Source organism: Micromonospora sp. WMMD1082, from assembly GCF_029626175.1.
Taxonomy (GTDB): Bacteria; Actinomycetota; Actinomycetes; order Mycobacteriales; family Micromonosporaceae; genus Micromonospora.
Genome location: NZ_JARUBM010000002.1, coordinates 1849863 through 1870552, shown reverse-complemented (window position 1 = coordinate 1870552; position 20690 = coordinate 1849863). Strand labels below are relative to the sequence as shown.

The window sequence follows — 20690 nt, the reverse complement described above, 5'->3', positions numbered from 1 at the left end:
CGGCGTCATGACCACCACGAGCGTGCAGCCAGCGGCAATCGACGAGGAAGACCTGGACCGCCGAGCGGGTCGGTGGATCGGGCGCTGGGCACCGGAGGACCCGGTCTTCTGGCGGCGGATCGGCAGCGGCGTCGCCCGGCGCAACCTCATCTGGTCGATCTTCGCCGAGCACATCGGTTTCTCGGTGTGGCTGCTGTGGAGCATCGTCGTCGTCCGGCTCGGCGACGCCGGCTGGCAGCTCACCACCAGCCAGGCGCTCTGGCTGACCGCCGTGCCCAGCGGGGTCGGCGCGCTGCTGCGGCTGCCGTACACCTTCGCCGTGCCGGTGTTCGGCGGCCGGAACTGGACCGTGATCTCCGCACTGCTGCTGATCGTGCCCTGCGCGGGGCTCGCCTGGGCGGTCGAGCATCCGGAGATCGGCTTCCTGCCGCTGCTGCTGATCGCGGCCACGGCCGGGCTCGGCGGCGGCAACTTCGCCTCCAGCATGGCGAACATCTCCTTCTTCTACCCGGAGCGGGAGAAGGGCTGGGCGCTCGGGCTCAACGCCGCCGGTGGCAACATCGGGGTGGCCGTGGTGCAGTTCGTGGTGCCACAGGTGATCGTGCTGGGCGGCGGGCTCGCGCTGGCCCGGGCCGGTCTGATGTACATCCCGCTGGCGGTGATCGCCGCGATCTGCGCGTACCTCTTCATGGACAACCTGGTCGAGGCCAAGGCCGACGTGGGGCCGGTGTGGTCGTCGCTGCGGCACCGCGACACCTGGATCATGTCGCTGCTGTACATCGGCACCTTCGGCTCGTTCATCGGTTACTCGGCGGCCTTTCCCACCCTGCTCACCTCGGTGTTCGGCCGGCCGGACGTCGCGTTGGCCTGGGCGTTCCTCGGGGCGGCGGTGGGCTCGTGCTGCCGGCCGTTCGGTGGCCGCCTCGCCGACCTGGTGGGCGGCGCCCGGGTCACGGTGGCCAGCTTCGTGCTGATGGCCGCCGGCGCCCTGGCCGCGCTCTGGTCGGTCGAGCGGCGCAGCATGGGCGTGTTCTTCGCGGCGTTCCTGCTGCTCTTCGTGGCCACCGGCATCGGCAACGGCTCGACCTACCGGATGATCAGCAGGATCTTCCAGATCAAGGGGGAGGAGCGGGGCGGGGCGCCCGAGGTGATGCTGGCGATGCGCCGGCAGGCCGCCGGCGCCCTGGGCATCATCTCCGCGGTCGGTGCCCTCGGTGGCTTCCTCGTCCCGATCTGCTACGCCTGGGCCCGGTCGACCTACGGCGGCATCCAGCCGGCGTTGCGCTTCTACGTCGGCTTCTTCCTGGTGCTGCTGGTGGTCACCTGGGCCGCCTACCTGCGGCCGGGCGGGCGGATGGCCCGCGCGCGGGTGTGAGCCCGGTCATCTCCCCGGTGATCGCGCGCCGGACGGCACCCCGTTTTGACCGGCCGCCAGGGCTGCGGGTATCGTTGCCTGCTGTTGTACGACATCTGTGGGCGTGCCGCCTGAGGTACGCTTGGTTGTTCGTGCGCGCTGGTCCGGCCGGGGAGTCCTGGTCACCTCGGCGCGCGACCCCAGACCGACGACGAGACAAGGTAGACCTGTGCGTACGTACAGCCCGAAGCCGGGTGAGATCGAGCGTCAGTGGCATGTTATCGACGCCTCTGATGTCGTGCTGGGCCGTCTGGCCACCCACGTCGCCACGCTGCTGCGGGGCAAGCACAAGCCGACTTTCGCGCCGCACGTCGACACGGGCGACTTCGTCGTCATCGTGAACGCGGGCAAGGTTGCGCTGACCGGCAACAAGCGCCAGCAGAAGGTCGCCTACCGGCACTCCGGTTACCCGGGTGGCCTGAAGCAGGTCGGCTACGAGGAGCTGCTGACCAAGCGCCCCGAGCGGGCCATCGAGCTGGCGGTGAAGGGGATGCTCCCGCACAACAAGCTCGGCCGTCAGCTGATCAAGAAGCTGAAGGTCTACGCCGGTGCCGAGCACCCGCACGGCGCGCAGCAGCCGGTGCCGTTCGAGATCAAGCAGATCGCGCAGTGAGCGCGGGCGAAGGAAGCAGCATGACCGACATCACCGCCACCGAGGTGGCCCCCGAGGCCACCGAGGCGCCGGCGCCCGTCGCCCGCGCGCCCCGTGGTGACCGCCCGATCCAGACCGTGGGTCGGCGCAAGGAGGCCATCGTCCGGGTCCGCATCGTGCCGGGCTCCGGCAAGATCACCTGCAACGGGCGTGACCTGGAGGCCTACTTCCCGAGCAAGGTGCACCAGCAGCTGATCAAGGATCCGCTGGTCACCGCCGAGAAGGCCGAGGCGTTCGACGTCATCGCCAACCTGCGCGGCGGCGGCACCACCGGCCAGGCCGGTGCGCTGCGGCTGGCCATCGCCCGGGCGCTGATCGTCAGCGAGCCCGACGACCGTCCGGCCCTGAAGAAGGCCGGCTTCCTGACCCGTGACGCCCGGGTCAAGGAGAGCAAGAAGTACGGCCTCAAGAAGGCCCGTAAGGCTCCCCAGTACTCGAAGCGCTGATCTTCAGCCGCACCTTGTACTTCTGACGCACGGCCGGTCCGCCTCCCCTCGACGAGGGAGGTGGGCCGGCCGTTTCCGTCGCTTCCTGACAGGGCAATTTCTCCTCGCATCGGCAGTTTCATCGGAGGTTGGTGGGTATGGGCCGGTTGTTCGGCACGGACGGCGTACGCGGGCGGGCGAACGCCGATCTCACCCCGGAGTTGGCGCTCTCGGTAGCCGTCGCGGCCGCGCACACCCTCGCCGAGTCGGACCGCAGCCACGCCCCGCTGGCCGTGGTCGGTCGCGACACCCGGGCCAGCGGCGAGATGCTGGAGGCGGCCGTGGTGGCCGGGCTGACCAGCGCGGGCGCGACGGTCATCCGGGTCGGTGTGCTGCCCACGCCGGCCGTGGCGTTCCTCACCGCGGAGGCCAAGGCGGACCTCGGGGTGATGCTGTCGGCCTCGCACAACCCGATGCCGGACAACGGGATCAAGCTCTTCGCCGCGGGCGGGCACAAGCTGCCCGACGAGATCGAGCTGCGGATCGAGGCGGCGATCGAGGCCAACGCCACCACCGCCTGGAAGCGCCCGGTCGGTGCGGGCGTGGGCCGGGTGCACGACCTGCTCGACGGCGCGGACCACTACGTGCAGCACGTGGCCGGGACCGCGCCGCACCGCCTTGACGGGATCAAGGTCGTGGTCGACTGCGCCAACGGCGCCGCCGCCGAGGTGGCTCCGGCGGCGTACCGGGAGGCCGGCGCCGAGGTCATCGCGATCCACGCCGAGCCGGACGGGCTCAACATCAACGACGGCTGCGGCTCCAACCACATCGAGGCACTGCGCCAGGCGGTAGTTGACCATGGCGCGCACCTCGGCCTCGCCCACGACGGCGACGCCGACCGCTGCGTGGCCGTGACCGCCGAGGGTGACGAGGTCGACGGCGACCAGGTGATGGCGATCCTGGCGCTGGCCATGCGGCAGGCCGGCACGCTGACCGGGGACACGTTGGTGGCCACCGTGATGAGCAACCTCGGCCTGCGCCTGGCCATGTCCGCCGAGGGGATCCGGCTGGTCGAGACCAAGGTCGGCGACCGGTACGTGCTGGAGGAACTGCGCGCCTCCGGACTGGCCCTGGGCGGCGAGCAGAGCGGACACATCGTGATGCCGGCGTACGCCACCACGGGCGACGGGGTGCTGACCGGGCTGCACCTGATGGCGCGGATGGCGGCCACCGGCCGGACCCTGGCGGATCTCGCGGCCGTGGTGACCAAGCTGCCGCAGGTGCTGATCAACGTGCCGGTCGGGGACCGCACCGTCGGTGCCGCCGCACCCGCCGTACGCGCCGAGGTCGAGCGGGCCGAGGCCGAGCTGGGCGGGACCGGGCGGGTGCTGCTGCGCCCGTCGGGCACCGAGCCGCTGGTCCGGGTGATGGTCGAGGCCGCCACCGAGCAGACGGCCCGCGAGATCGCCGAGCGCATCGCCGACCAGGTCCGCACCGCCAGCCCCGCCTGAGGTGCAAGGAAGGGCTGCCGGCAGGCGGCGGGAATCAGCTTGCCGGCAGGCGGCGGAGGAAACGGGTACCCAGCTCGGTCACCTGGTCGGGGCCCAACTCCAGGGCGGGGCCGGCCACGGTGATCTCGGTAACCGACAGGCCGGGCAGCTCGGCGGGTTGCCAGCCGCTGGCGAACCACGCCTTCTCCTGCTCGGCGAGGGCGAGGTTCGCCTCGTTGAGCGCGTCCGCCGGGTGTGGCAGCCAGAACCGGAACTGATGCGTGTGCGGGGGCGCCGGGAACACGCGCGCGCCGGGCAGGGCGGCCAGCGCCTCGGCGACCACCCGGGCGTGCGCGACGTAGCCGGCGAGCCGGGGCAGCTCGTGAGCCAACCCGTGCAGCGCGGCGAGGGCGGCCGGCCACTGCTGGAACAGCGCGCCGCCGTAACGGTGCCGCCAGGCGCGGGCGTAGCGGGCCAGGTCGACGTCGCCGGCCAGGGCCGCGCCCGAGATGCCGCCGAGGGACTTGTAGAAGGAGACATAGGTGCTGTCGGCCAGGGCGGCGATCTCGGCCGTCGAGTGCCCCAGGTGGACGACGGACTCCCATAGCCGGGCGCCGTCCAGGTGCACCCGGGCGCCCCGATCGCGGGCCGCCCCGACCGTGGCGACCAACTCGTCCCAGGTCGGCAGCACGAAACCGGCGTCGCGCAGCGGCAGTTCGAGCAGCAGGGTGCCGATCGGTTCGTCGAGCGCGGCGACCTCGTCGGCGGTCGGGTTGCGCGGCGCGGTCGTGGTCCGCACCGCGCGCACGCCGCCGAGCAGGGCGTACGCGTCCCGCTCGTGCAGCAACGGATGGCTCAGCGGGTGCAAGCCGACGGCGTTCCGACCGGTCAACTCGGCGCCGTACCGCATGGCCACCTGCTGGGCCATCGTGCCGGTGGGGAAGAAGACCGCCGTCTCGGTGCCCAACAACTCGGCGACCCGGTGTTCCACCGTCGCCACCGCCCCGCCCTCGCCGTAGAAGTCGGGCAGCAGGTCGTCGTCGGCGGTCGCCCGGATCGCGTCGAGGTGCGCGGCGACCGAGAGCGGCCGGACCCCGGAGAGCACCGTGTCGCAGCCGTGCAGCGCGGTCAGCCGGCGAACCCGCTCGGCGTACCCGTCGGTCATCGATCCACCCCCGCACCCCGCAGCCGGGACACCGCCTCGGCCAGCACCTCCGGCCGTTTGCAGAAGGCGAACCGGATCAGCCGCCGGCCGGCCTCGGGATCATCGTAGAAGACCTGGGTGGGCACGGCCGCCACGCCGCAGCGCTCCGGCAGCGTACGGCAGAATTCCACGCCGTCGGTGCCGCCGAGCGCGGTGATGTCGGCGGTGACGAAGTACGTCCCCTCCGGCCGGAGCACCTCGAAGCCGGCGTCGGCGAGCCCACTGATCAACTGGTCGCGGCGGGCCTGTAGGTCGGCGCGGAAGCCGGTGAAGTAGGAGTCGGGCAGGGCGAGGGCCACGGCGACCGCCGGTTGCAGGGGTGCGGCGTTGACGAAGGTGAGGAACTGCTTGACCCGCAGCACCGCCGAGACCAGCGCTGCCGGCCCGCTGGCCCAGCCCACCTTCCAGCCGGTGCAGGAAAAGGTCTTGCCGGCCGAGGAGATCCGCAGGGTGCGCTCGCGCATACCGGGCAGCGTGGCCAGCGGCACGTGCCCGCTCGTGGCGTCGGTGAACGCCAGGTGCTCGTAGACCTCGTCGGTGACCGCGTACGCGCCGTGCTCCTGGCACAGCTGCGCGACCAGGGCCAGCTCGGCCGGGGTGAAGACCTTGCCGGTCGGGTTGTGCGGGGAGTTCAGCAGCACCAGGCGGGTGCGCGGGCCGAACGCGGCGCGCAGGTCGGCCGGATCGAAGGCGTACCGCCCGTCGGCAGCGGGGCGCAGCGTGACCGGCCGTCGCACCGCGCCGGCCAGCGCGATCGAGGCCGCGTACGAGTCGTAGTACGGCTCGAAGCAGACCACCTCGTCGCCGGGCTCGCAGAGGGCGAGGATGGCCGCGGCGACCGCCTCGGTGGCGCCGGCGGTCACCACCACCTCGCCGTCCGGGTCGTACTCCAACCCCCAGAACCGGCGCTGGTGCGCCGCCACGGCCGCGCGCAGCTCGGGTACGCCGGGACCGGGCGGGTACTGGTTGCGACCGGAGCGCAGCGCCTCGGTCGCGGCGGCGAGCATCTCGGGCGGGCCGTCGGTGTCCGGAAAGCCCTGCCCGAGGTTGACCGCGCCGGTCCGTACGGCGAGGGCGGACATCTCGGCGAAGATCGTCGTCCCGAACGGGCGCATCCGGGTCACCAGCGGGTCGAGATCGGTGCTCGTCACGCCCGTCAGGGTACGGGTGCGACCCGGGGAACCGCTTGACCCCGGCTGCGTGCTTTGTGACCACGATCACCAACTCCGCCCGATCGCTCAAGTTCAGTGATTGTTTACCCGGCTTTCGCGCAGACAGTGTGAGCGAAACTGGTTAGGCTGCCACTCATGTGTGGAATCGTGGGTTACGCCGGTGGCCGACCGGCGCTCGGCATCGTGCTCGACGGCTTGCGGCGGCTGGAGTACCGCGGCTACGACTCGGCCGGCGTCGCCGTCGTCTGCGACGGAGAGCTGCTGACCGAGAAGAAGGCCGGCAAGCTGGCCAACCTGGAGAAGGTGCTCTCCGAGCGGGCCGCCGAGGATCCGAGCGCCTGCGGCGCCAGCCCGATCGGCATCGGCGACGGCACCACCGGCATCGGGCACACCCGGTGGGCCACCCACGGCGGCCCCACGGACCGCAACGCCCACCCGCACGTCTCGCCCGACGGTGGGGTGGCGGTGATCCACAACGGGATCATCGAGAACTTCGCCAAGCTCCGCACCGAGCTGGAGGACGGCGGCGTCCAGTTCGTCAGCGACACCGACACCGAGTGCGCCGCGCACCTGCTCGCCGCGGCCCTGGCCGATCTGCGCGCGGCCGGCCAGCCGGACGGGCCGCAGCTGCTGGCCGCCGCGATGCGGGTGGTCTGCCAGCGCCTGGAGGGTGCCTTCACGCTGCTCGCCGTGGACTCGGCGGTGCCCGGCGCGGTGGTCGGGGCACGCCGCAACTCGCCGCTGGTGGTCGGGCGCGGCAACGGGGAGAACTACCTCGCCAGCGATGTCGCCGCGTTCATCGAGCACACCCGCGACGCGGTCGAGCTGGGCCAGGACCAGATCGTCCTGATCACCGCAGATTCCATCGAGATCACCGACTTTGCCGGCCAGCCCGCCAGCGGCAAGGACTTCCACATCGACTGGGACTCCTCGGCCGCCGAGAAGGGCGGCTACGACTGGTTCATGCTCAAGGAGATCGCGGAGCAGCCGCAGGCCGTCGCCGACACGCTGCTCGGCCGGCTCACCGAGACCGGCGAGATCATGCTCGACGAGGTCCGGCTCAGCGACCAGGACCTGCGCGACGTCGACAAGATCTTCATCGTCGCCTGTGGCACCTCCTACCACGCCGGGATGGTGGCCAAGTACGCCATCGAGCACTGGACCCGGATCCCCTGCGAGGTGGAGCTGGCCAGCGAGTTCCGCTACCGCGACCCGGTGCTCGACCGGTCCACCCTGATCGTGGTGATCTCGCAGTCCGGCGAGACCATGGACACCCTGATGGCGCTGCGGCACGCCAAGGAGCAGAAGGCCCGGGTGCTGGCCATCTGCAACACCAACGGCTCCACCATCCCCCGGGAGTCCGACGCGGTGCTCTACACCCACGGCGGGCCGGAGATCGCCGTCGCCTCCACCAAGGCATTCCTGACCCAGGTGGTCGCCTGCTACCTGATCGGCCTGCACCTGGCCCAGGTGCGGGGCGTCAAGTTCGCCGACGAGGTGGCGGCCGTGGTCGAGCAGATGCACCGGGTGCCGGAGAAGCTGCGCGACCTGCTGGACCGGATCGAGCCGGTCCGTGAGCTGGCCCGCGAGCTGCGCGCCGAGTCGACGGTGCTGTTCATCGGCCGGCACGTCGGCTACCCGGTGGCGCTGGAGGGCGCGCTCAAGCTCAAGGAGCTGGCGTACATGCACGCGGAGGGCTTCGCCGCGGGCGAGCTGAAGCACGGCCCGATCTCGCTGGTCGACCAGGGCACCCCGGTGATCTGCGTGGTGCCGTCGCCGGTCGGCCGCGGGCTGCTGCACGACAAGGTCGTCTCCAACATCCAGGAGGTACGCGCGCGGGGCGCCCGCACCATCGTGATCGCCGAGGAGGGCGACGAGTCGGTCGTCCGCTACGCCGACCACCTGATCTATGTGCCGCGTACGCCGACGCTGCTCGCGCCGCTGGTGACCACCGTGCCGTTGCAGGTGTTCGCGGCCGAGATCGCCGCCGCCCGGGGACACGACGTCGACCAGCCGCGCAACCTGGCCAAGTCCGTCACCGTCGAGTAGCCGTCGGGGCCGTGGCGGGCCGCCGGACCGCCACGGCCCGGACCGGTCACCGGCCGAGGACGATGCGCGCCATGCCGTCCAGCGCCGGGTTGGCCGGGTGCCAGTAGCCGGTGTGGCCGTGCCGGCCGCTGGGGAACGTCCGGCCGCCAAAGGACGGTTCGGCGGGGTCGCGCCCGAACCAGCGATCCTCGCCCGGCCCGGCCAGCAACCCCGCGATGGCCCCGATCGGGGAGGCGCCGAGCAGCGACTGCCGGGCCAGGTCGCCCGGCGGGCGGGTCAACCGGATCACGTCGTCCGGCGCGGTACTGGCCCACACCTGCCCGGGCGGCACGCCCAGGTCGGTCGCGTGCGCCACCCCCACCCCGGGCGAGCCGACGAAGACCAGTGCGTCCGCGGCCAGCCCGTGATCGCGGGCGGCCGTGCCCACCACCAGCGACCCGTAGCTGTGCCCGAGCACGGTCTGCCGGGCCGGTGGACCGTCATGGGTGGCCCGCAGCCCCTCCTGGAACCGGTGCAGCGCGTCCCCCGCCGCGCGGGCCTGCCCGTCCCGGGCCGCCTCGTGCAGGAAGTCGGGGGCGTCGTAGTCCAGCCAGAGCACCGCCGAGGTTTCCTCGCCCGGAGCCAGCTCGGCGCAGCGATCGAGCACCCGCGCCGCGCGGCCCAACTCGCCGGTGACGTCGTCGAGCCCGGCGGTCATCCCCGGCACGTAGGTCAGGACGCCGGCGGCGCGATCCGGGTTGCCGAGCGCCACCATCGCCCGCCCCTCGCCGCCGACCTCCAGCCCGAGCAGGTACGCCCGGGGCGGCTGGGGCGCGTCCAGCCGGGCGGCGAGCGCGTCCAGCCCGGCCAGGGCTGCCCCGGTGCCACGCAGCCCGGCCACCTCCAACGGCCCCCGGGGCACCCGCGCCAGCAACCGCTCCCACCGCGCGAGCAGTGCCGCCCGCCGGGTGCCGAGCAGCGACCGGTTGGCCTGGTCACGGGCACCGGGCGGCACGCCGTCGAGCCGACCGACCAGCTCGGGCTCGTGCACCACCAGCCAGCGCCGCTCGGCCGGAGTGAGCCCGGCCCACCAGAGGTGCACCAGGTGGGGGTCGGCGTGCGGGGCGGGCCGGTGCGGCGGCGGCCGGGCCGCCCAGCCGGCATCGGCGCTCCCGGAGAGCTGTCCGAGGCGGTCGGCGGCCTCCCGGTCGGCGGTGGCGGCCAGGTCGAGGGCGTTCCGCAGGGCCGTGGTCACCTGGAGCACCGTGGGGCCGGCGCGGTCGGCCGGCACCCGGGCCGGGTCGCTGTGCGGCCTGCCCCAGCGGTCGATCAACACCCCTGCGGTGGCGGCCAGCGCGACCGCGGCGGCCAGCCGGGCGCGTGCGGCCACCAGCCGCGCGGCGAACTCGGCGAGGACCTGATCGGTCTCGATCGCGGCCGGGACGAGCCCGACCAGCTCGGCCCGCAGCCCGGACAGCCGCACACCGGCGGACCCGGCGGCCTGGCCGGACCAGCCGGCGCGCAGCGCCGCACCGCCGTCGGAAAGCTCCGCGGCCCGCCGCTCGGCCAGGCCGGCCAGGCTCGCCCAGGCCGTCCCGGTGGCCCGCCAGGCGGCCGGGTCGACCGTCGAGAGTTGGGCGTAGCCGACCTGCTCCGATGCGGCCCGGGTCGGCACCGGCCCGGTCATCGGGACACGGTGGACAGGCGGGCGGCGGCCCGTGCGTCCACCGACTCGTACGCCACGGCGGCGGCGCGCACCGCGTCGCCGGTCTCCGCCACCCGGGCACCGAGCCGCCCGCACCAGGCGTGCACGGCCGCCTCCAACCCGGCCAGCGCCTGCGCCGCCGACCATTCCCGGGCCGGCGCGGTCAGCCCCGGCACGCCGGCCGGCCCGTGGGCCAGCCGGTAACCGGTGTCGCCCAGCGACCGCCCGACCCGGTGCAGCAGCTCCGGCCGCACGGTCAACTCCTCGTCCGCCATCGGATCCTCCCGCCCCCGTCACCACGACGCCGACGACGCTAGGCGGCGCCGGCCGGTGCGGGTGTGCCCTGTGGACAACCGGCGGCGGGCGTACCCCGGGTTCGTCCACAGGCATTGCCGGGTGCGCGGTCGGCGGCTATCGTGCGGCCCCCGCGCCGGTAGGGTGGGCCGGTGTGATCGTCGCCCGGGGGCGCGGGAAACGGGGTGCGGTATGAGACCGGTCTGGCGGGTGGCGGACGTCCGCACGGCGGAGGCGGCCCTGATGGCCACCCTCCCGCCCGGCACGCTGATGCAACGCGCCGCCGCCGGGTTGGCCCGCCGCTGCGCGCTGTTGCTCGCCGAGCGGGGCGGGGTGTACGCCGCGCCGGTGCTGCTGCTCGTCGGCTCCGGTGACAACGGCGGTGACGCGCTCTACGCCGGCGCCCGCCTCGCCCGGCGGGGTGCGGCCGTGTCGGCGCTGCTGCTCACCCCGGAGCGCGCTCACGCGGAAGGGCTGGCCGCGCTGCGGGCCGCCGGCGGGCGGGTGGTGGATCGCCCGCCGACCGTGGTCGACCTGGTGCTCGACGGGATCGTCGGCATCGGCGGTCACGGCGGGCTGCGGGAGACCGCCGAGCAACTGGCGGCGAGCCTGCTGCGCCACCGGGGGCGCGACGGCGGGCGGGCCACGGTGGTGGCGGTGGACGTGCCCAGCGGTGTCGCGGTGGACACCGGCGCGGTGCCGTTGACCTCCTCCGGCCGGCCCAACGCGGTGCGTGCCGACGTGACGGTGGCTTTCGGCGTGTGGAAGCCGGCCCTGGCGGTCGGCCCCGCCGCGGCCCTGGCCGGCCAGGTGGAGCTGGTCGACATCGGGTTGACACCCTGGCTGCGGGGCAGCCCGGCGCTACACGTCGTGGAGTGGTCGGACGTGGCCGACTGGTGGCCCCGGCTCGGCGCCACCTCGGAGAAGTACACCCGGGGCGTGGTCGGGGTGGCCACCGGGTCCGCGACGTACCCGGGCGCGGCGGTGCTCTCCGTCGGCGGCGCGCTGGCCGGCCCGACCGGCCTGGTCCGCTACGCCGGGGGAGCCCGGGACGAGGTGGTACGCGAGCACCCCTCGGTGATCGCCACCGGCCGGGTGGCCGACGCCGGCCGGGTGCAGGCGTGGGTGTGCGGCTCGGGGCTGGGCACCGACGAGCAGGCGGCGGCGGAGCTGCGGACCGTGCTCGCCGCGCCGGTGCCGGTGGTGCTGGACGCCGACGCGCTCACCCTGCTGGTGGACGGGTCGCTCGCCGATCGGTTGCGCCGGCGTGACGCGCCGATCGTGGTCACCCCGCACGACCGGGAGTTCACCCGGCTCTGCGGCGAGGAGCCGGGCGCCGACCGGGTCGCCGCGACGCTGCGGCTGGCCGCCTGGATGAACGCGGTGGTGCTGCTCAAGGGGGATCGCACGGTGATCGGCACGCCGGCCGGGCAGGCGTACGTCAACCCGACCGGCACCCCCGCGCTGGCCACCGGGGGCACCGGCGACGTGCTGGCGGGCCTGCTCGGCTCGCTGCTCGCGGCCGGCCTGCCGGCCGAGCGGGCCGCCGCCGCGGCGGCGTACGTGCACGGGCTGGCCGGCCGGGAGGCGGCCGGGGGCGGCCCGGTGACCGCGCCGGACGTGGCCGCCGCGCTGCGCCCCGTGCTGGCCCGTCTGCCCTGAGCGCGACCGCGCCAAGTGCCCGCCGTGGTGATCGGCGCGGAAAGTAGGGTGGGGGCATGTGGCAGGCCGAGGTACGCGTCGACCTTGACGCGATCCGGGAGAACGTGAACCGGCTGCGCGCCGGTACCAACGCCGAGCTGATGGCGGTGGTCAAGGGCGACGGCTACGGCCACGGCATGGTCCCGGCCGCCCGGGCCGCGCTCGACGCCGGGGCGGACTGGCTCGGCGTCTGCACCCTGGACGAGGCGCTGACCCTGCGCGCGGCCGGCATCGACGTCCCGGTCCTGGCCTGGCTGCTGGCGCCGGGGCTGCCGCTGCACACCGGCGTCACGGCCGGGGTCGACCTGGGGGTGGCCAGCCTCCCGCAGCTCGCGGAGATGCTCGAGGCGAGCCGGACGGCCGGGCGGCCCGCGCGGGTGCACCTGAAGATCGACACGGGGTTGGCCCGGGGCGGTGCGACGGTCGCCGACTGGCCCGCCCTGCTCGACGCCGCCGCCAAGGCACAGGCCGACGGGCTGGTCGAGGTGGTCGGGGTGTGGAGCCACTTCGTGTACGCGGACCTGCCCGGCCACCCGACGACCGACCGTCAGGTCGCCGTCTTCCACGAGGGCCTGGCCATGGTCGAGCGGGCCGGGCTGCGCCCGCGCTACCGGCATCTGGCCAACTCGGCGGCCACGCTGACCCGGCCCGACACCCACTTCGACCTGGTGCGTCCGGGGCTGGCCGTCTACGGCCTCTCGCCGGTGGCCGGCGAGACCTACGGGCTGCGCCCGGCGATGACCGCGCGGGCCCGGGTGATGCTGACCAAGCGCGTCCCGGCGGGCGCGGGCGTCTCGTACGGCCACACGTACACCACGGAGCGGGAGACGAACCTGGCCGTGGTGCCGCTCGGCTACGCCGACGGGGTGCCCCGGCACGCCTCGAACTCCGGCCCGGTGCAGCTCGGCGGGAGCCGCCGGACCATCTCCGGCCGGGTCTGCATGGACCAGTTCGTGCTCGACTGCGGCGACGACCCGGTGGCCGCCGGCGACGTGGCCACCCTGTTCGGCAGCGGGGCCGACGGCGAGCCCACGGCCGACGACTGGGCCGCGGCGGTGGGCACCATCAACTACGAGATCGTCACCCGGTTCGGCAGCACCCGGGTCCCGCGCGTCTACGACGGCGAGTAGGCATGGCCGGACTGCACATCCCCCGGCCCCGCACCACGGCCGGCAAGGCCGCCGGCCTGGTCGGCGCGGCGCTCGGCGTGGCCGCCGCGGTGACCGCCGCCGGGGTGGCCACCGAACGCGTGCTGGTCCGCCGGCTGAAGGCGGACCCCAACGACCCGTACGCCGACGAGGGCTTCGGCGAGCAGCGGTACGACGAGGCGTACCGGCTGGAGATGCCCGACGGCACCGACATCCACGTCGAGGTGGTCGAGCCGACCCGGCCGGTCGAGGGCAACCCGACCGTGGTGCTGGTGCACGGCTTCTGTCTGGACATGGGCACCTTCCACTTCCAGCGCCGCCTGCTCGCCGAGCGGGGTGAGCACCGGATCGTCGCGTACGACCAGCCGGGGCACGGCCGGTCGGGCCGGCTGGAGAGCGGCGACTACGACCTGATGGCGCTCGGCCACACGCTGCGCCGGGTGATCGACGAGACGGCACCGGACGGGCCGCTGGTGCTGGTCGGCCACTCGATGGGCGGCATGACGATCATGGCCCTGGCCGAGCTGTACCCGGAGATGTTCGGCGACCGGGTGGTCGGGACCGTGCTGATGGCCACGTCGGGCGGGCTGCTGGCGGAGACGAAGCTGGTCGCGCCCGCCCTGCTCGGCCGGGTCGGTGCGCCGGTGCTCTACATGGCCGGCAACGTCACCCGGTACGGCGGCGCGGTGATCGACCGGGCCCGCCGGTCGACCACCAACGTGGCATGGCTGCTGACCCGCAGGTACGGCTTCGGCACCCGCAGCCCGAGCCCCGCTCTGGTGTCCTACGTGGAGGAGATGAACTCGCGTACCTCCGCCGACACGGTCACCCGTTACCTGCGTACCCTCGCGACCCACTCGCGGTTTCCGGCGCTGGCCGCGCTGGAGGACACGCCGGTGCTGGTGATCGTCGGCGACAAGGACATGATCACGCCGCTGACCCACTCGGAGGAGATCGTCCGGCGGCTGCCGCACGCCGAGTTCGTCAAGATCCCCGACAGTGGGCACGTGGTGATGCTGGAACACGCCGACCAGGTCAACGCCGCGCTGGCCGGTTTTCTCGGCACATGCGGGCGGGACGGCTCATGAGAAGCCGGGTCGTGCTGCCGACCGTCGCGGACACGCACACCTTCGGCCGGCGGCTGGCCGGGCTGCTGCGCGCCGGTGACCTGGTGCTGCTCACCGGCCCGCTGGGCGCGGGCAAGACCGCGTTGACCCAGGGGATCGGGGCCGGGCTGGGCGTGCTCGGCGACATCACCTCGCCGACGTTCGTGATCGCCCGGGTGCACCGGCCGGATCCGGTCAGCGGGCGCGGGGTGGCGCTGGTGCACGCCGACGCGTACCGGTTGGGCGACGCGGGCGATCCCCGCGCGGAGATCGACGATCTCGACCTGGACGCCTCGGTCGACGAGTCGGTGACCGTGGTCGAGTGGGGCGAGGGCCTGGTCGAGCAGCTGGTCGACGCGCACCTGCGGATCCGTCTCGACCGGCACGACGACGACACCCGGACGGCCGAGTTGGAGCCGGTCGGCGGCGACTGGGCGGACCGCCTCGCCGCCCTGGGCTGAGACCTGTCGTACCGGGTGCCTACAGTGCCCGGAGACGATCCGACCGGTGAGAGGCTGCCGATGGTTGACGATGGTGCCACCCTGGACCTGCCGGCGCTGCTGCCGGGTCAGTGGCGGGCGGCGCTCACCCCGCATCTCGACCCGGCCCGCACGGCCGCGCTCGGCGAGTTCATCACCCGGGAATACGCGACCGGCACGGTGTTCCCGCCGGTGGCGGATCTCTTCTCGGCCTACCGGCTGTGCGCGCCGTCGGCCTGCCGGGTGTTGATCCTCGGGCAGGACCCCTACCACCGGGCCGGCCAGGCGCACGGGCTGAGCTTCAGCGTGCGCGAGGGGGTCTCCGTGCCGCCGTCGCTGCGCAACGTCTTCAAGGAGCTGGGCGAGGATCTGGGCGTGCCGAAGCCGCGCAGCGGCAACCTCGACGGCTGGGCGGCACAGGGCGTGCTGCTGCTCAACTCGGTGCTGACCGTGCGGCAGGGCAGCCCCGGCTCGCACGCCAATCGCGGCTGGGAGGAGTTCACCGACGCGACCATCCGGGCGCTCGACGCACAGGATTCCCGCGTCGTGTTCCTGCTCTGGGGCGGCTACGCGCGCAAGAAGGCGGCGCTGGTCGGCAACCCGCGGCACGTGGTGCTGGAAGCGGGCCACCCCAGCCCGATGAATCCGCGCGGCTTTCTCGGCAGCCGCCCGTTCAGCGCCGCCAACAAGGCGCTCGCCGACGCCGGCCGGCCCACCATCGACTGGGAGCGCACGACCACCGACTGAGCAGTCGGGGAGTCACCGGGTAATCACCGTCCGATGTAGCCTGTGCCGTATCGACGCCGACGAGATCCCCGGGGGTGCCCGATGACGACGGTCAGCGAGCAGCAGTGGCGGCTGGCGAGCACGGCCCTGGCGGAGCAGACCCGGCGCTTCGCCGAGCTGGTCCGGTCCACGGACCCTGCGACGATGTGTACGGCGCACTGGTCCGTCGCCGACACCCTCGCCCACGTCGCCTCGCTCGCCTGGTACTACGTCGGCCTGGTGGACCGGGAGCATCCGCCGCTGCCGGTGCCGGGTTTCGACGACTACCTGCGCGAGGTCACCGTCGACACCGTGGCCGACATGAACGACGTGCTGCTGACCCATCTCGCCGAGCGGCGGCCCGAGCCGCTGCTCGACCGGTTGTGCGCCGACGTCGATCGGGTGCTGGCCGCCTGTGCCGGGCGGGCTCCCGACGAGACGGTGCGCTGGGTCGGTGATGCCCGGGTGCCGCTGGCCGGTCTCTACGCCCACCTGGTCAACGAGCTGCTCATCCACGGTTACGACGTCGCCCGGGCCACCGGGCGGCCGTGGTCGCTGCCGGGCCGGGAGGCGGCACTCTACCTGGAGCTGTTCATGGTCGGGGTGGTCCGGCACGGTTACGGCCGGCTGGTCGACGGTGGGGCGCCGCCCAGTGAGCGCCGGATCGTCGTCGAGTTCCGCTCGGCGTACACCGAGCCGGTCCGGTTCCAGTTGCTGCGGGGGCGAGTCTCGTTCCCCGACCCGTCGGTCCGGCCGGACGTCCGGATCGACTACGACCCCGGCACGCTTAACCTGGTGATGTTCGGCCGGGTCAGCAAGGTGCGGGCGGTGTTGACCGGGGGCATGCGGGTGGGCGGCCGCCGGCCCTGGCTGCTGCCGGCCTTCCTGCGCAAGTTCCGCAACCCGAGCTGACCCGGCGGGCGGTGCGGCCGGCGGGGGCACGATGCTCGGTGGCCCCGAGCGGGCTAGGCTGGTTCACCGTGCTCGTACTCGTGGTGGACAGCTCGACCCCGGCGGTGACCGCGGCGCTGGTCGAGGTCACCCCGAGCGCGGTCGAGATCCGGGCGCACCGGTGCACGGTCGACGCCCGGGCGCATGGCGAGCTGCTCGCCCCGCAGGTGGACGCGGTCCTGACCGAGGCCGGCGCCCGGCCGGCCGACCTCGGTGCGATCGTCGCGGGGCTCGGCCCCGGCCCGTTCACCGGGCTGCGGGTGGGGCTGGTCACCGCCGCCACGATGAGCCAGGTGCTCGGCGTTCCCGCGTACGGTGTCTGCTCGCTGGACGCCATCGGCCACCCGGCGGCGGCCGGCGAGCCGGTGCTGGCGGCGAGCGACGCGCGGCGCCGGGAGATCTACTGGGCGATCTACGACGGTGCCGGGCAGCGGATCGTCGGGCCGGAGGTCGGTGCCCCGGCGGTCGCCGCCGAGCGGGCCCGGGAGCTGGGCGCCAGCGCCGCGGTCGGCGACGGCGCGCATCGCTACGCCGACGCCCTCGGCCTGCCGCTGCGGGCCGAGCCGCGGTATCCGGACGCGGGCGCGCTCGTCACCCTGGCCGCCGAGCGGATCCGCGCGGGCGCCCCCGGTGATCCGCTGGCCCCGCTCTACCTGCGCCGCCCGGACGCGGTCGCGGCCACCGCGCGCAAACCGGTCCTACCATGACCGAGCGACAGCGAGCGGGCCCGCACCTGGCCCGGTTCCGCTGGTGGCACATCGACCAGGTGCTGCCGATCGAGGCGGACCTCTTCGGCGCCGAGCAGTGGTCCGCGGCGATGTTCTGGAACGAACTGTCCCACGGGCACTTCTACCGGGTGGTGACCGACGACGACGGCACCGTGCTCGGCTACGCCGGGCTCGCCGTCGCCCCGCCCGACGAGGCGTGGGTGCAGAACATCGCGGTCCGGCGGGACGCGCAGCGCCGGGGGATCGGGCGGCTGCTGCTGGAGGCGCTGCTCGCCGAGGCCACCCGGCTCGGCGTCCGTGCCGTGCTGTTGGAGGTCGCCGCGGACAACGCAGCGGCCCAACTGCTCTACGCGACGTACGACTTCGAGCCGATCGGCGTGCGGCGCGGCTACTACCAACCGAGCAACACCGACGCGCTGGTGATGCAGCGCCTCCAGGACTGAGACGCCATGGCTGACGAACCACTGATCCTCGGCATCGAGACCTCGTGCGACGAGACCGGTGTCGGCATCGTACGCGGCCACACGCTGCTCGCCGACGCCCTCGCGTCCAGCGTGGACCAGCATGCCCGGTTCGGTGGGGTGGTGCCCGAGGTGGCCAGCCGGGCGCACCTGGAGGCCATCGTGCCGACCATGGAGCGGGCGCTGTCCGAGGCGGGCGTGACCCTCGCCGACATCGACGCGATCGCGGTCACCGCCGGCCCGGGCCTGGCCGGGGCGCTGCTGGTCGGGGTGGCGGCGGCCAAGGGGTACGCGGTCGCCGCCGAGAAGCCGGTCTACGGCGTCAACCATCTCGCCGCGCACGTCGCGGTGGACACCCTGGAGCACGGTCCGCTGCCCGAACCGGTGATCGCGCTGCTGGTCTCCGGCGGCCACTCGTCGCTGCTCCAGGTCGACGACCTGGCCCGGGGCGTGACGCCGCTGGGCGCCACCATCGATGACGCCGCCGGCGAGGCGTTCGACAAGGTCGCCCGCCTGCTGGGCCTGCCCTTCCCCGGCGGGCCGTACATCGACCGGGAGGCCCGGGCCGGTGACCCGGCGGCGATCGCGTTCCCGCGCGGGCTGACCGCCGCCAAGGATCTTGCCGCGCACCGCTACGACTTCTCCTTCTCCGGGTTGAAGACCGCGGTGGCGCGCTGGGTCGAGGCCCGGCAGCGGAGCGGCGAGCCGGTCCCGGTCGCCGACGTCGCCGCGTCCTTCCAGGAGGCGGTCTGCGACGTGCTGGTCGGCAAGGCGCTGGACGCCTGCCGGACCAGCGGCGTCGAGACCCTGGTGATCGGCGGGGGAGTGGCGGCCAACTCGCGGCTGCGAGCGCTGGCCGAGCAGCGGGCCGCCCGGCACGGCATCCTGGTCCGCGTTCCCCGGCCCGGCCTGTGCACCGACAACGGCGCGATGGTGGCGGCGCTCGGCGCGCACCTGGTCGCCTCGGGAGTCGCGCCGAGCCGGCTCGACCTGCCCGCCGATTCGGCCATGCCGCTGACCACGGTCAGCGTCTGAGGAGGACGACGTGATCGTACGGATGTGGGAGGCGCGGGCGGAGCCGTACGCGCTCGCAGAGCTGATCACCTGGGTCTGCGACACCGCCCTGCCCGAGTTCGAGCACGACCCGCTGCACCTGTCCAGCGAGGTCTTCTCCTCCACCGATCACCGGGTCGTGGTGATCTCCAAGTGGCGCAGCAGCCCTCGTCCGCTGCCGGACCCGCCGGTCATGCTGCTCGCCCGGCAGCCGCACTCGTGGGACTTCACCCAGGTCGACCGCTGACCGGTGAACCCGGTCAGCGGATGGTCACCGTCGTGGTGACGGTGGAGCGGTCGATCTCGCTGGTCCGGGCGGTGACGCGCAGCGTCCAGTCACCGGCGACCGGGAAGTGGATCTCGGCGCTGCCGTGGTGCGGCTCCAGCGCCTCGACCTCGACGGTGACCGGCTCGATACCGGCCGCCGGCAGGGCGGCCGTGATGGTCCACTCCGCCACCGGCAGTTCCTTCGCCTGCGGCGTGTAGACGTAGGCGTGCAGGCTGTTCGCGGTGCCGGCGGCCGCCGGGTAGACGTCGAACTGGAGCGTGAACAGGTCGGTGGTGAGCGACTGCGCGACACCCTCCCGGGTCGCACCGTCGGCCGTGGTGCCGGCGGTGCGACCCGGCGGGGTCTGCACGAGCATCGCGGTCAGCGCCAGCGCCACCGCCGTCGCGGCGAGTTCGAGCCCGGCCGCCCGGGCGATCCGCCGGGGTTGACCGGCGGCGGCCTGCCGGCGGATCAGCCGCCGCTGCCCGGCCGCGACGACCAGGATCCCGGCCAGCAGCCCGGCCTTGGCGCAGAGCAGTTGGCCGTAGATGCTGCCGAGCAGGGCCGAGGGCCGGCCGAGTTCGATCGCGGCCTGACCGAGCCCGGCGGCCAGCAGCCAGGCCACCGCGAGGGTGGCCACCCGTGACCAGGCGGGCAGGATTCGGGCGAGGACGCGTTCGTGGCTGCCCCGGAGCAGGAACAGGCTGAGGGCGAGCAGCCCGCCCAGCCAGACGGTCACCCCGACGATGTGCAGGGTGCTCAGCACGATGCTCACCGGCGGCAGCGGTGAGGCGACCGGATGCCCGGCCAGCGGCCAGGTGACCATCCCGGCCAGGCCCACCACCGCCAGCGCGCCGGCACGGGTCCGGCCGGCGGTGCCCCGCACGACCCCCGGCAGCAGCGCCGCGGCCAGCCCGACCAGCGTCAGCCGTACGGCCAGCACCACCCCGACGTCGCTGTCCGCGACCGCGCGCAGGTCGGCCGGGGAGAGCTGCCCGACGGGGGCGCCGACCACCTGGGCCGCCTGGCCGACCCAGGTGCCGAGCGTGCCGGCGGCGACCAGGCCGAGCCCGAGCAGCGCCGTGACCGTCGCGCCCCGGCGGGAGCGCCGGCGGGGCCACATGGTCGCCGCGAGCAACGGCGGGCCGACAGCCAGGAGCAGGCCCAGGTACCCGGTGTACTTCGCCGCCGGCATCAGCGTCCCGGCGGGGGACTCGGACTCGGGCTCGGCAAGCGCCAGCGGGGTCGCCGATGGTGCCCCGGCGGCAAAGGTGAAGCTGCCGGCGACCGGATGGCTGTCCGCCGAGACGACGCGGTAGCTGACCAGGTAGGTGCCGAGCGGACGGTCGGCGGGGCGCAGGGCGATCCGCAGGGTCCGGTCCCGGACCTCCGGCTCCCCGACGTTGATCCGCTTGCCGTCGGGTGCGAGGACCTGCACCCGGCCCGGGACCACAGCGATCGTCTCGCTGAAGGTCACCAGCACCTCGCGCGGCGCGTACCCGAGCACCTCGTCGCGCTGCGGGGTGGTGGCCACCACGACGGCGTGCGCCGCCGCTGGGCCGGCGGGGCCCAGGGCGGCGCACAGGGTGGCCAGCATCAGCCCGAGCAGCGCAGCGACTCGGGTGCGGGTAGCCATCGGGTGGTGC

20 protein-coding genes are annotated in these 20690 nt (G+C 74.1%); 15 read left to right on the top strand and 5 right to left on the bottom strand.

The genetic code is table 11. From position 1 onward, the window contains the following. The first annotated feature begins 7 nt into the window (after nucleotides 1-7). From O7615_RS08755 to glmM, 4 genes are all read left to right on the top strand, one after another. Nucleotides 8-1375, top strand: a complete 1368-nt coding sequence (locus O7615_RS08755) for a nitrate/nitrite transporter (protein WP_278176875.1) — start codon at nucleotides 8-10, stop codon at nucleotides 1373-1375. 208 nt (nucleotides 1376-1583) lie between these two features. Further along, nucleotides 1584-2027, top strand: coding sequence for a 50S ribosomal protein L13 (gene rplM / locus O7615_RS08750; protein WP_278176874.1), 444 nt, complete (start codon nucleotides 1584-1586; stop codon nucleotides 2025-2027). A gap of 20 nt (nucleotides 2028-2047) precedes the next feature. Continuing rightward, nucleotides 2048-2512 (top strand): 30S ribosomal protein S9, encoded by a 465-nt coding sequence (gene rpsI, locus O7615_RS08745; RefSeq protein ID WP_030501567.1) that lies wholly within the window; start codon nucleotides 2048-2050, stop codon nucleotides 2510-2512. 137 nt (nucleotides 2513-2649) lie between these two features. Continuing rightward, entirely contained in the window at nucleotides 2650-4002 is a 1353-nt protein-coding gene (gene glmM, locus O7615_RS08740) for a phosphoglucosamine mutase (RefSeq protein WP_278176873.1), read from the top strand. A gap of 34 nt (nucleotides 4003-4036) precedes the next feature. Here the strand turns inward: glmM and O7615_RS08735 are convergent, their stop codons facing one another. Further along, nucleotides 4037-5146, bottom strand: coding sequence for a beta-eliminating lyase-related protein (locus O7615_RS08735; protein ID WP_278176872.1), 1110 nt, complete (start codon nucleotides 5144-5146; stop codon nucleotides 4037-4039). Continuing rightward, nucleotides 5143-6336 (bottom strand): pyridoxal phosphate-dependent aminotransferase, encoded by a 1194-nt coding sequence (locus O7615_RS08730; RefSeq protein ID WP_278176871.1) that lies wholly within the window; start codon nucleotides 6334-6336, stop codon nucleotides 5143-5145. The genes O7615_RS08735 and O7615_RS08730 overlap by 4 nt, the downstream gene beginning before the upstream one ends. A gap of 156 nt (nucleotides 6337-6492) precedes the next feature. Here O7615_RS08730 and glmS point away from each other — a divergent pair, with 156 nt between their 5' ends. Further along, nucleotides 6493-8406 (top strand): glutamine--fructose-6-phosphate transaminase (isomerizing), encoded by a 1914-nt coding sequence (glmS, locus tag O7615_RS08725; RefSeq protein ID WP_278176870.1) that lies wholly within the window; start codon nucleotides 6493-6495, stop codon nucleotides 8404-8406. A gap of 46 nt (nucleotides 8407-8452) precedes the next feature. On the opposite strand, the gene O7615_RS08720 is transcribed toward glmS, so the two are convergent. Both O7615_RS08720 and O7615_RS08715 read right to left on the bottom strand, forming a co-directional pair. Next, nucleotides 8453-10072, bottom strand: a complete 1620-nt coding sequence (locus O7615_RS08720; protein WP_278176869.1) for an alpha/beta hydrolase — start codon at nucleotides 10070-10072, stop codon at nucleotides 8453-8455. Continuing rightward, nucleotides 10069-10365 carry a type VII secretion target gene (locus tag O7615_RS08715; RefSeq protein WP_278176868.1) on the bottom strand — a complete coding sequence of 99 codons (297 nt, stop codon included), beginning with the start codon at nucleotides 10363-10365 and terminating at the stop codon, nucleotides 10069-10071. The genes O7615_RS08720 and O7615_RS08715 overlap by 4 nt, the downstream gene beginning before the upstream one ends. 211 nt (nucleotides 10366-10576) lie before the next feature. Between O7615_RS08715 and O7615_RS08710 the strand changes: the two genes are divergently transcribed. From O7615_RS08710 to O7615_RS08665, 10 genes are all read left to right on the top strand, one after another. After that, nucleotides 10577-12046, top strand: a complete 1470-nt coding sequence (locus tag O7615_RS08710) for an NAD(P)H-hydrate dehydratase (protein ID WP_278176867.1) — start codon at nucleotides 10577-10579, stop codon at nucleotides 12044-12046. A 56-nt stretch (nucleotides 12047-12102) separates the two neighbouring features. Continuing rightward, the gene (gene alr / locus O7615_RS08705) at nucleotides 12103-13215 is read left to right on the top strand and encodes an alanine racemase (RefSeq protein WP_278176866.1); all 1113 of its coding nucleotides are present in this window, start codon (nucleotides 12103-12105) and stop codon (nucleotides 13213-13215) included. A 2-nt stretch (nucleotides 13216-13217) separates the two neighbouring features. Next, on the top strand, nucleotides 13218-14321 hold the full coding sequence (locus O7615_RS08700) for an alpha/beta hydrolase (RefSeq protein ID WP_278176865.1): 1104 nt from the start codon (nucleotides 13218-13220) through the stop codon (nucleotides 14319-14321). Then, complete coding sequence (gene tsaE / locus O7615_RS08695; protein ID WP_278176864.1) at nucleotides 14318-14800, top strand: tRNA (adenosine(37)-N6)-threonylcarbamoyltransferase complex ATPase subunit type 1 TsaE; 483 nt, start codon at nucleotides 14318-14320, stop codon at nucleotides 14798-14800. Before O7615_RS08700 ends, tsaE begins: the two co-directional genes overlap by 4 nt. 60 nt (nucleotides 14801-14860) lie before the next feature. Continuing rightward, on the top strand, nucleotides 14861-15565 hold the full coding sequence (gene ung, locus O7615_RS08690; protein WP_278176863.1) for a uracil-DNA glycosylase: 705 nt from the start codon (nucleotides 14861-14863) through the stop codon (nucleotides 15563-15565). 81 nt (nucleotides 15566-15646) lie between these two features. After that, nucleotides 15647-16495, top strand: coding sequence for a maleylpyruvate isomerase family mycothiol-dependent enzyme (locus O7615_RS08685; protein WP_278176862.1), 849 nt, complete (start codon nucleotides 15647-15649; stop codon nucleotides 16493-16495). A 68-nt stretch (nucleotides 16496-16563) separates the two neighbouring features. Further along, nucleotides 16564-17241, top strand: a complete 678-nt coding sequence (tsaB, locus tag O7615_RS08680; protein ID WP_278176861.1) for a tRNA (adenosine(37)-N6)-threonylcarbamoyltransferase complex dimerization subunit type 1 TsaB — start codon at nucleotides 16564-16566, stop codon at nucleotides 17239-17241. After that, a complete protein-coding gene (gene rimI / locus O7615_RS08675) occupies nucleotides 17238-17705 on the top strand; it encodes a ribosomal protein S18-alanine N-acetyltransferase (RefSeq protein ID WP_278176860.1) in 468 nt (155 codons plus the stop codon). The genes tsaB and rimI overlap by 4 nt, the downstream gene beginning before the upstream one ends. Before the next feature lie 6 nt (nucleotides 17706-17711). Beyond that, the gene (gene tsaD / locus O7615_RS08670; protein ID WP_278176859.1) at nucleotides 17712-18758 is read left to right on the top strand and encodes a tRNA (adenosine(37)-N6)-threonylcarbamoyltransferase complex transferase subunit TsaD; all 1047 of its coding nucleotides are present in this window, start codon (nucleotides 17712-17714) and stop codon (nucleotides 18756-18758) included. A gap of 10 nt (nucleotides 18759-18768) precedes the next feature. Further along, nucleotides 18769-19023, top strand: coding sequence for a hypothetical protein (locus O7615_RS08665; protein ID WP_278176857.1), 255 nt, complete (start codon nucleotides 18769-18771; stop codon nucleotides 19021-19023). 13 nt (nucleotides 19024-19036) lie between these two features. Here O7615_RS08665 and O7615_RS08660 read toward each other — a convergent pair whose 3' ends face one another. Then, nucleotides 19037-20680: a copper resistance protein CopC gene (locus O7615_RS08660; protein WP_278176856.1), complete on the bottom strand. Its 1644-nt coding sequence runs from the start codon at nucleotides 20678-20680 to the stop codon at nucleotides 19037-19039. Between the last annotated feature and the right edge of the window lie 10 nt (nucleotides 20681-20690).

Excerpts from the sequence above, each read along its gene's own strand:
- O7615_RS08755 (WP_278176875.1), top strand. The coding sequence starts at position 8 with ATGACCACCACGAGCGTGCAGCCAGCGGCAATCGACGAGGAAGACCTG.
- rpsI (WP_030501567.1), top strand. The coding sequence starts at position 2,048 with ATGACCGACATCACCGCCACCGAGGTGGCCCCCGAGGCCACCGAGGCG.
- glmM (WP_278176873.1), top strand. The coding sequence starts at position 2,650 with ATGGGCCGGTTGTTCGGCACGGACGGCGTACGCGGGCGGGCGAACGCC.
- O7615_RS08735 (WP_278176872.1), bottom strand. The coding sequence starts at position 5,146 with ATGACCGACGGGTACGCCGAGCGGGTTCGCCGGCTGACCGCGCTGCAC.
- glmS (WP_278176870.1), top strand. The coding sequence starts at position 6,493 with ATGTGTGGAATCGTGGGTTACGCCGGTGGCCGACCGGCGCTCGGCATC.
- O7615_RS08720 (WP_278176869.1), bottom strand. The coding sequence starts at position 10,072 with ATGACCGGGCCGGTGCCGACCCGGGCCGCATCGGAGCAGGTCGGCTAC.
- O7615_RS08715 (WP_278176868.1), bottom strand. The coding sequence starts at position 10,365 with ATGGCGGACGAGGAGTTGACCGTGCGGCCGGAGCTGCTGCACCGGGTC.
- O7615_RS08710 (WP_278176867.1), top strand. The coding sequence starts at position 10,577 with ATGAGACCGGTCTGGCGGGTGGCGGACGTCCGCACGGCGGAGGCGGCC.
- alr (WP_278176866.1), top strand. The coding sequence starts at position 12,103 with ATGTGGCAGGCCGAGGTACGCGTCGACCTTGACGCGATCCGGGAGAAC.
- O7615_RS08700 (WP_278176865.1), top strand. The coding sequence starts at position 13,218 with ATGGCCGGACTGCACATCCCCCGGCCCCGCACCACGGCCGGCAAGGCC.
- tsaE (WP_278176864.1), top strand. The coding sequence starts at position 14,318 with ATGAGAAGCCGGGTCGTGCTGCCGACCGTCGCGGACACGCACACCTTC.
- ung (WP_278176863.1), top strand. The coding sequence starts at position 14,861 with ATGGTTGACGATGGTGCCACCCTGGACCTGCCGGCGCTGCTGCCGGGT.
- O7615_RS08685 (WP_278176862.1), top strand. The coding sequence starts at position 15,647 with ATGACGACGGTCAGCGAGCAGCAGTGGCGGCTGGCGAGCACGGCCCTG.
- rimI (WP_278176860.1), top strand. The coding sequence starts at position 17,238 with ATGACCGAGCGACAGCGAGCGGGCCCGCACCTGGCCCGGTTCCGCTGG.
- tsaD (WP_278176859.1), top strand. The coding sequence starts at position 17,712 with ATGGCTGACGAACCACTGATCCTCGGCATCGAGACCTCGTGCGACGAG.
- O7615_RS08660 (WP_278176856.1), bottom strand. The coding sequence starts at position 20,680 with ATGGCTACCCGCACCCGAGTCGCTGCGCTGCTCGGGCTGATGCTGGCC.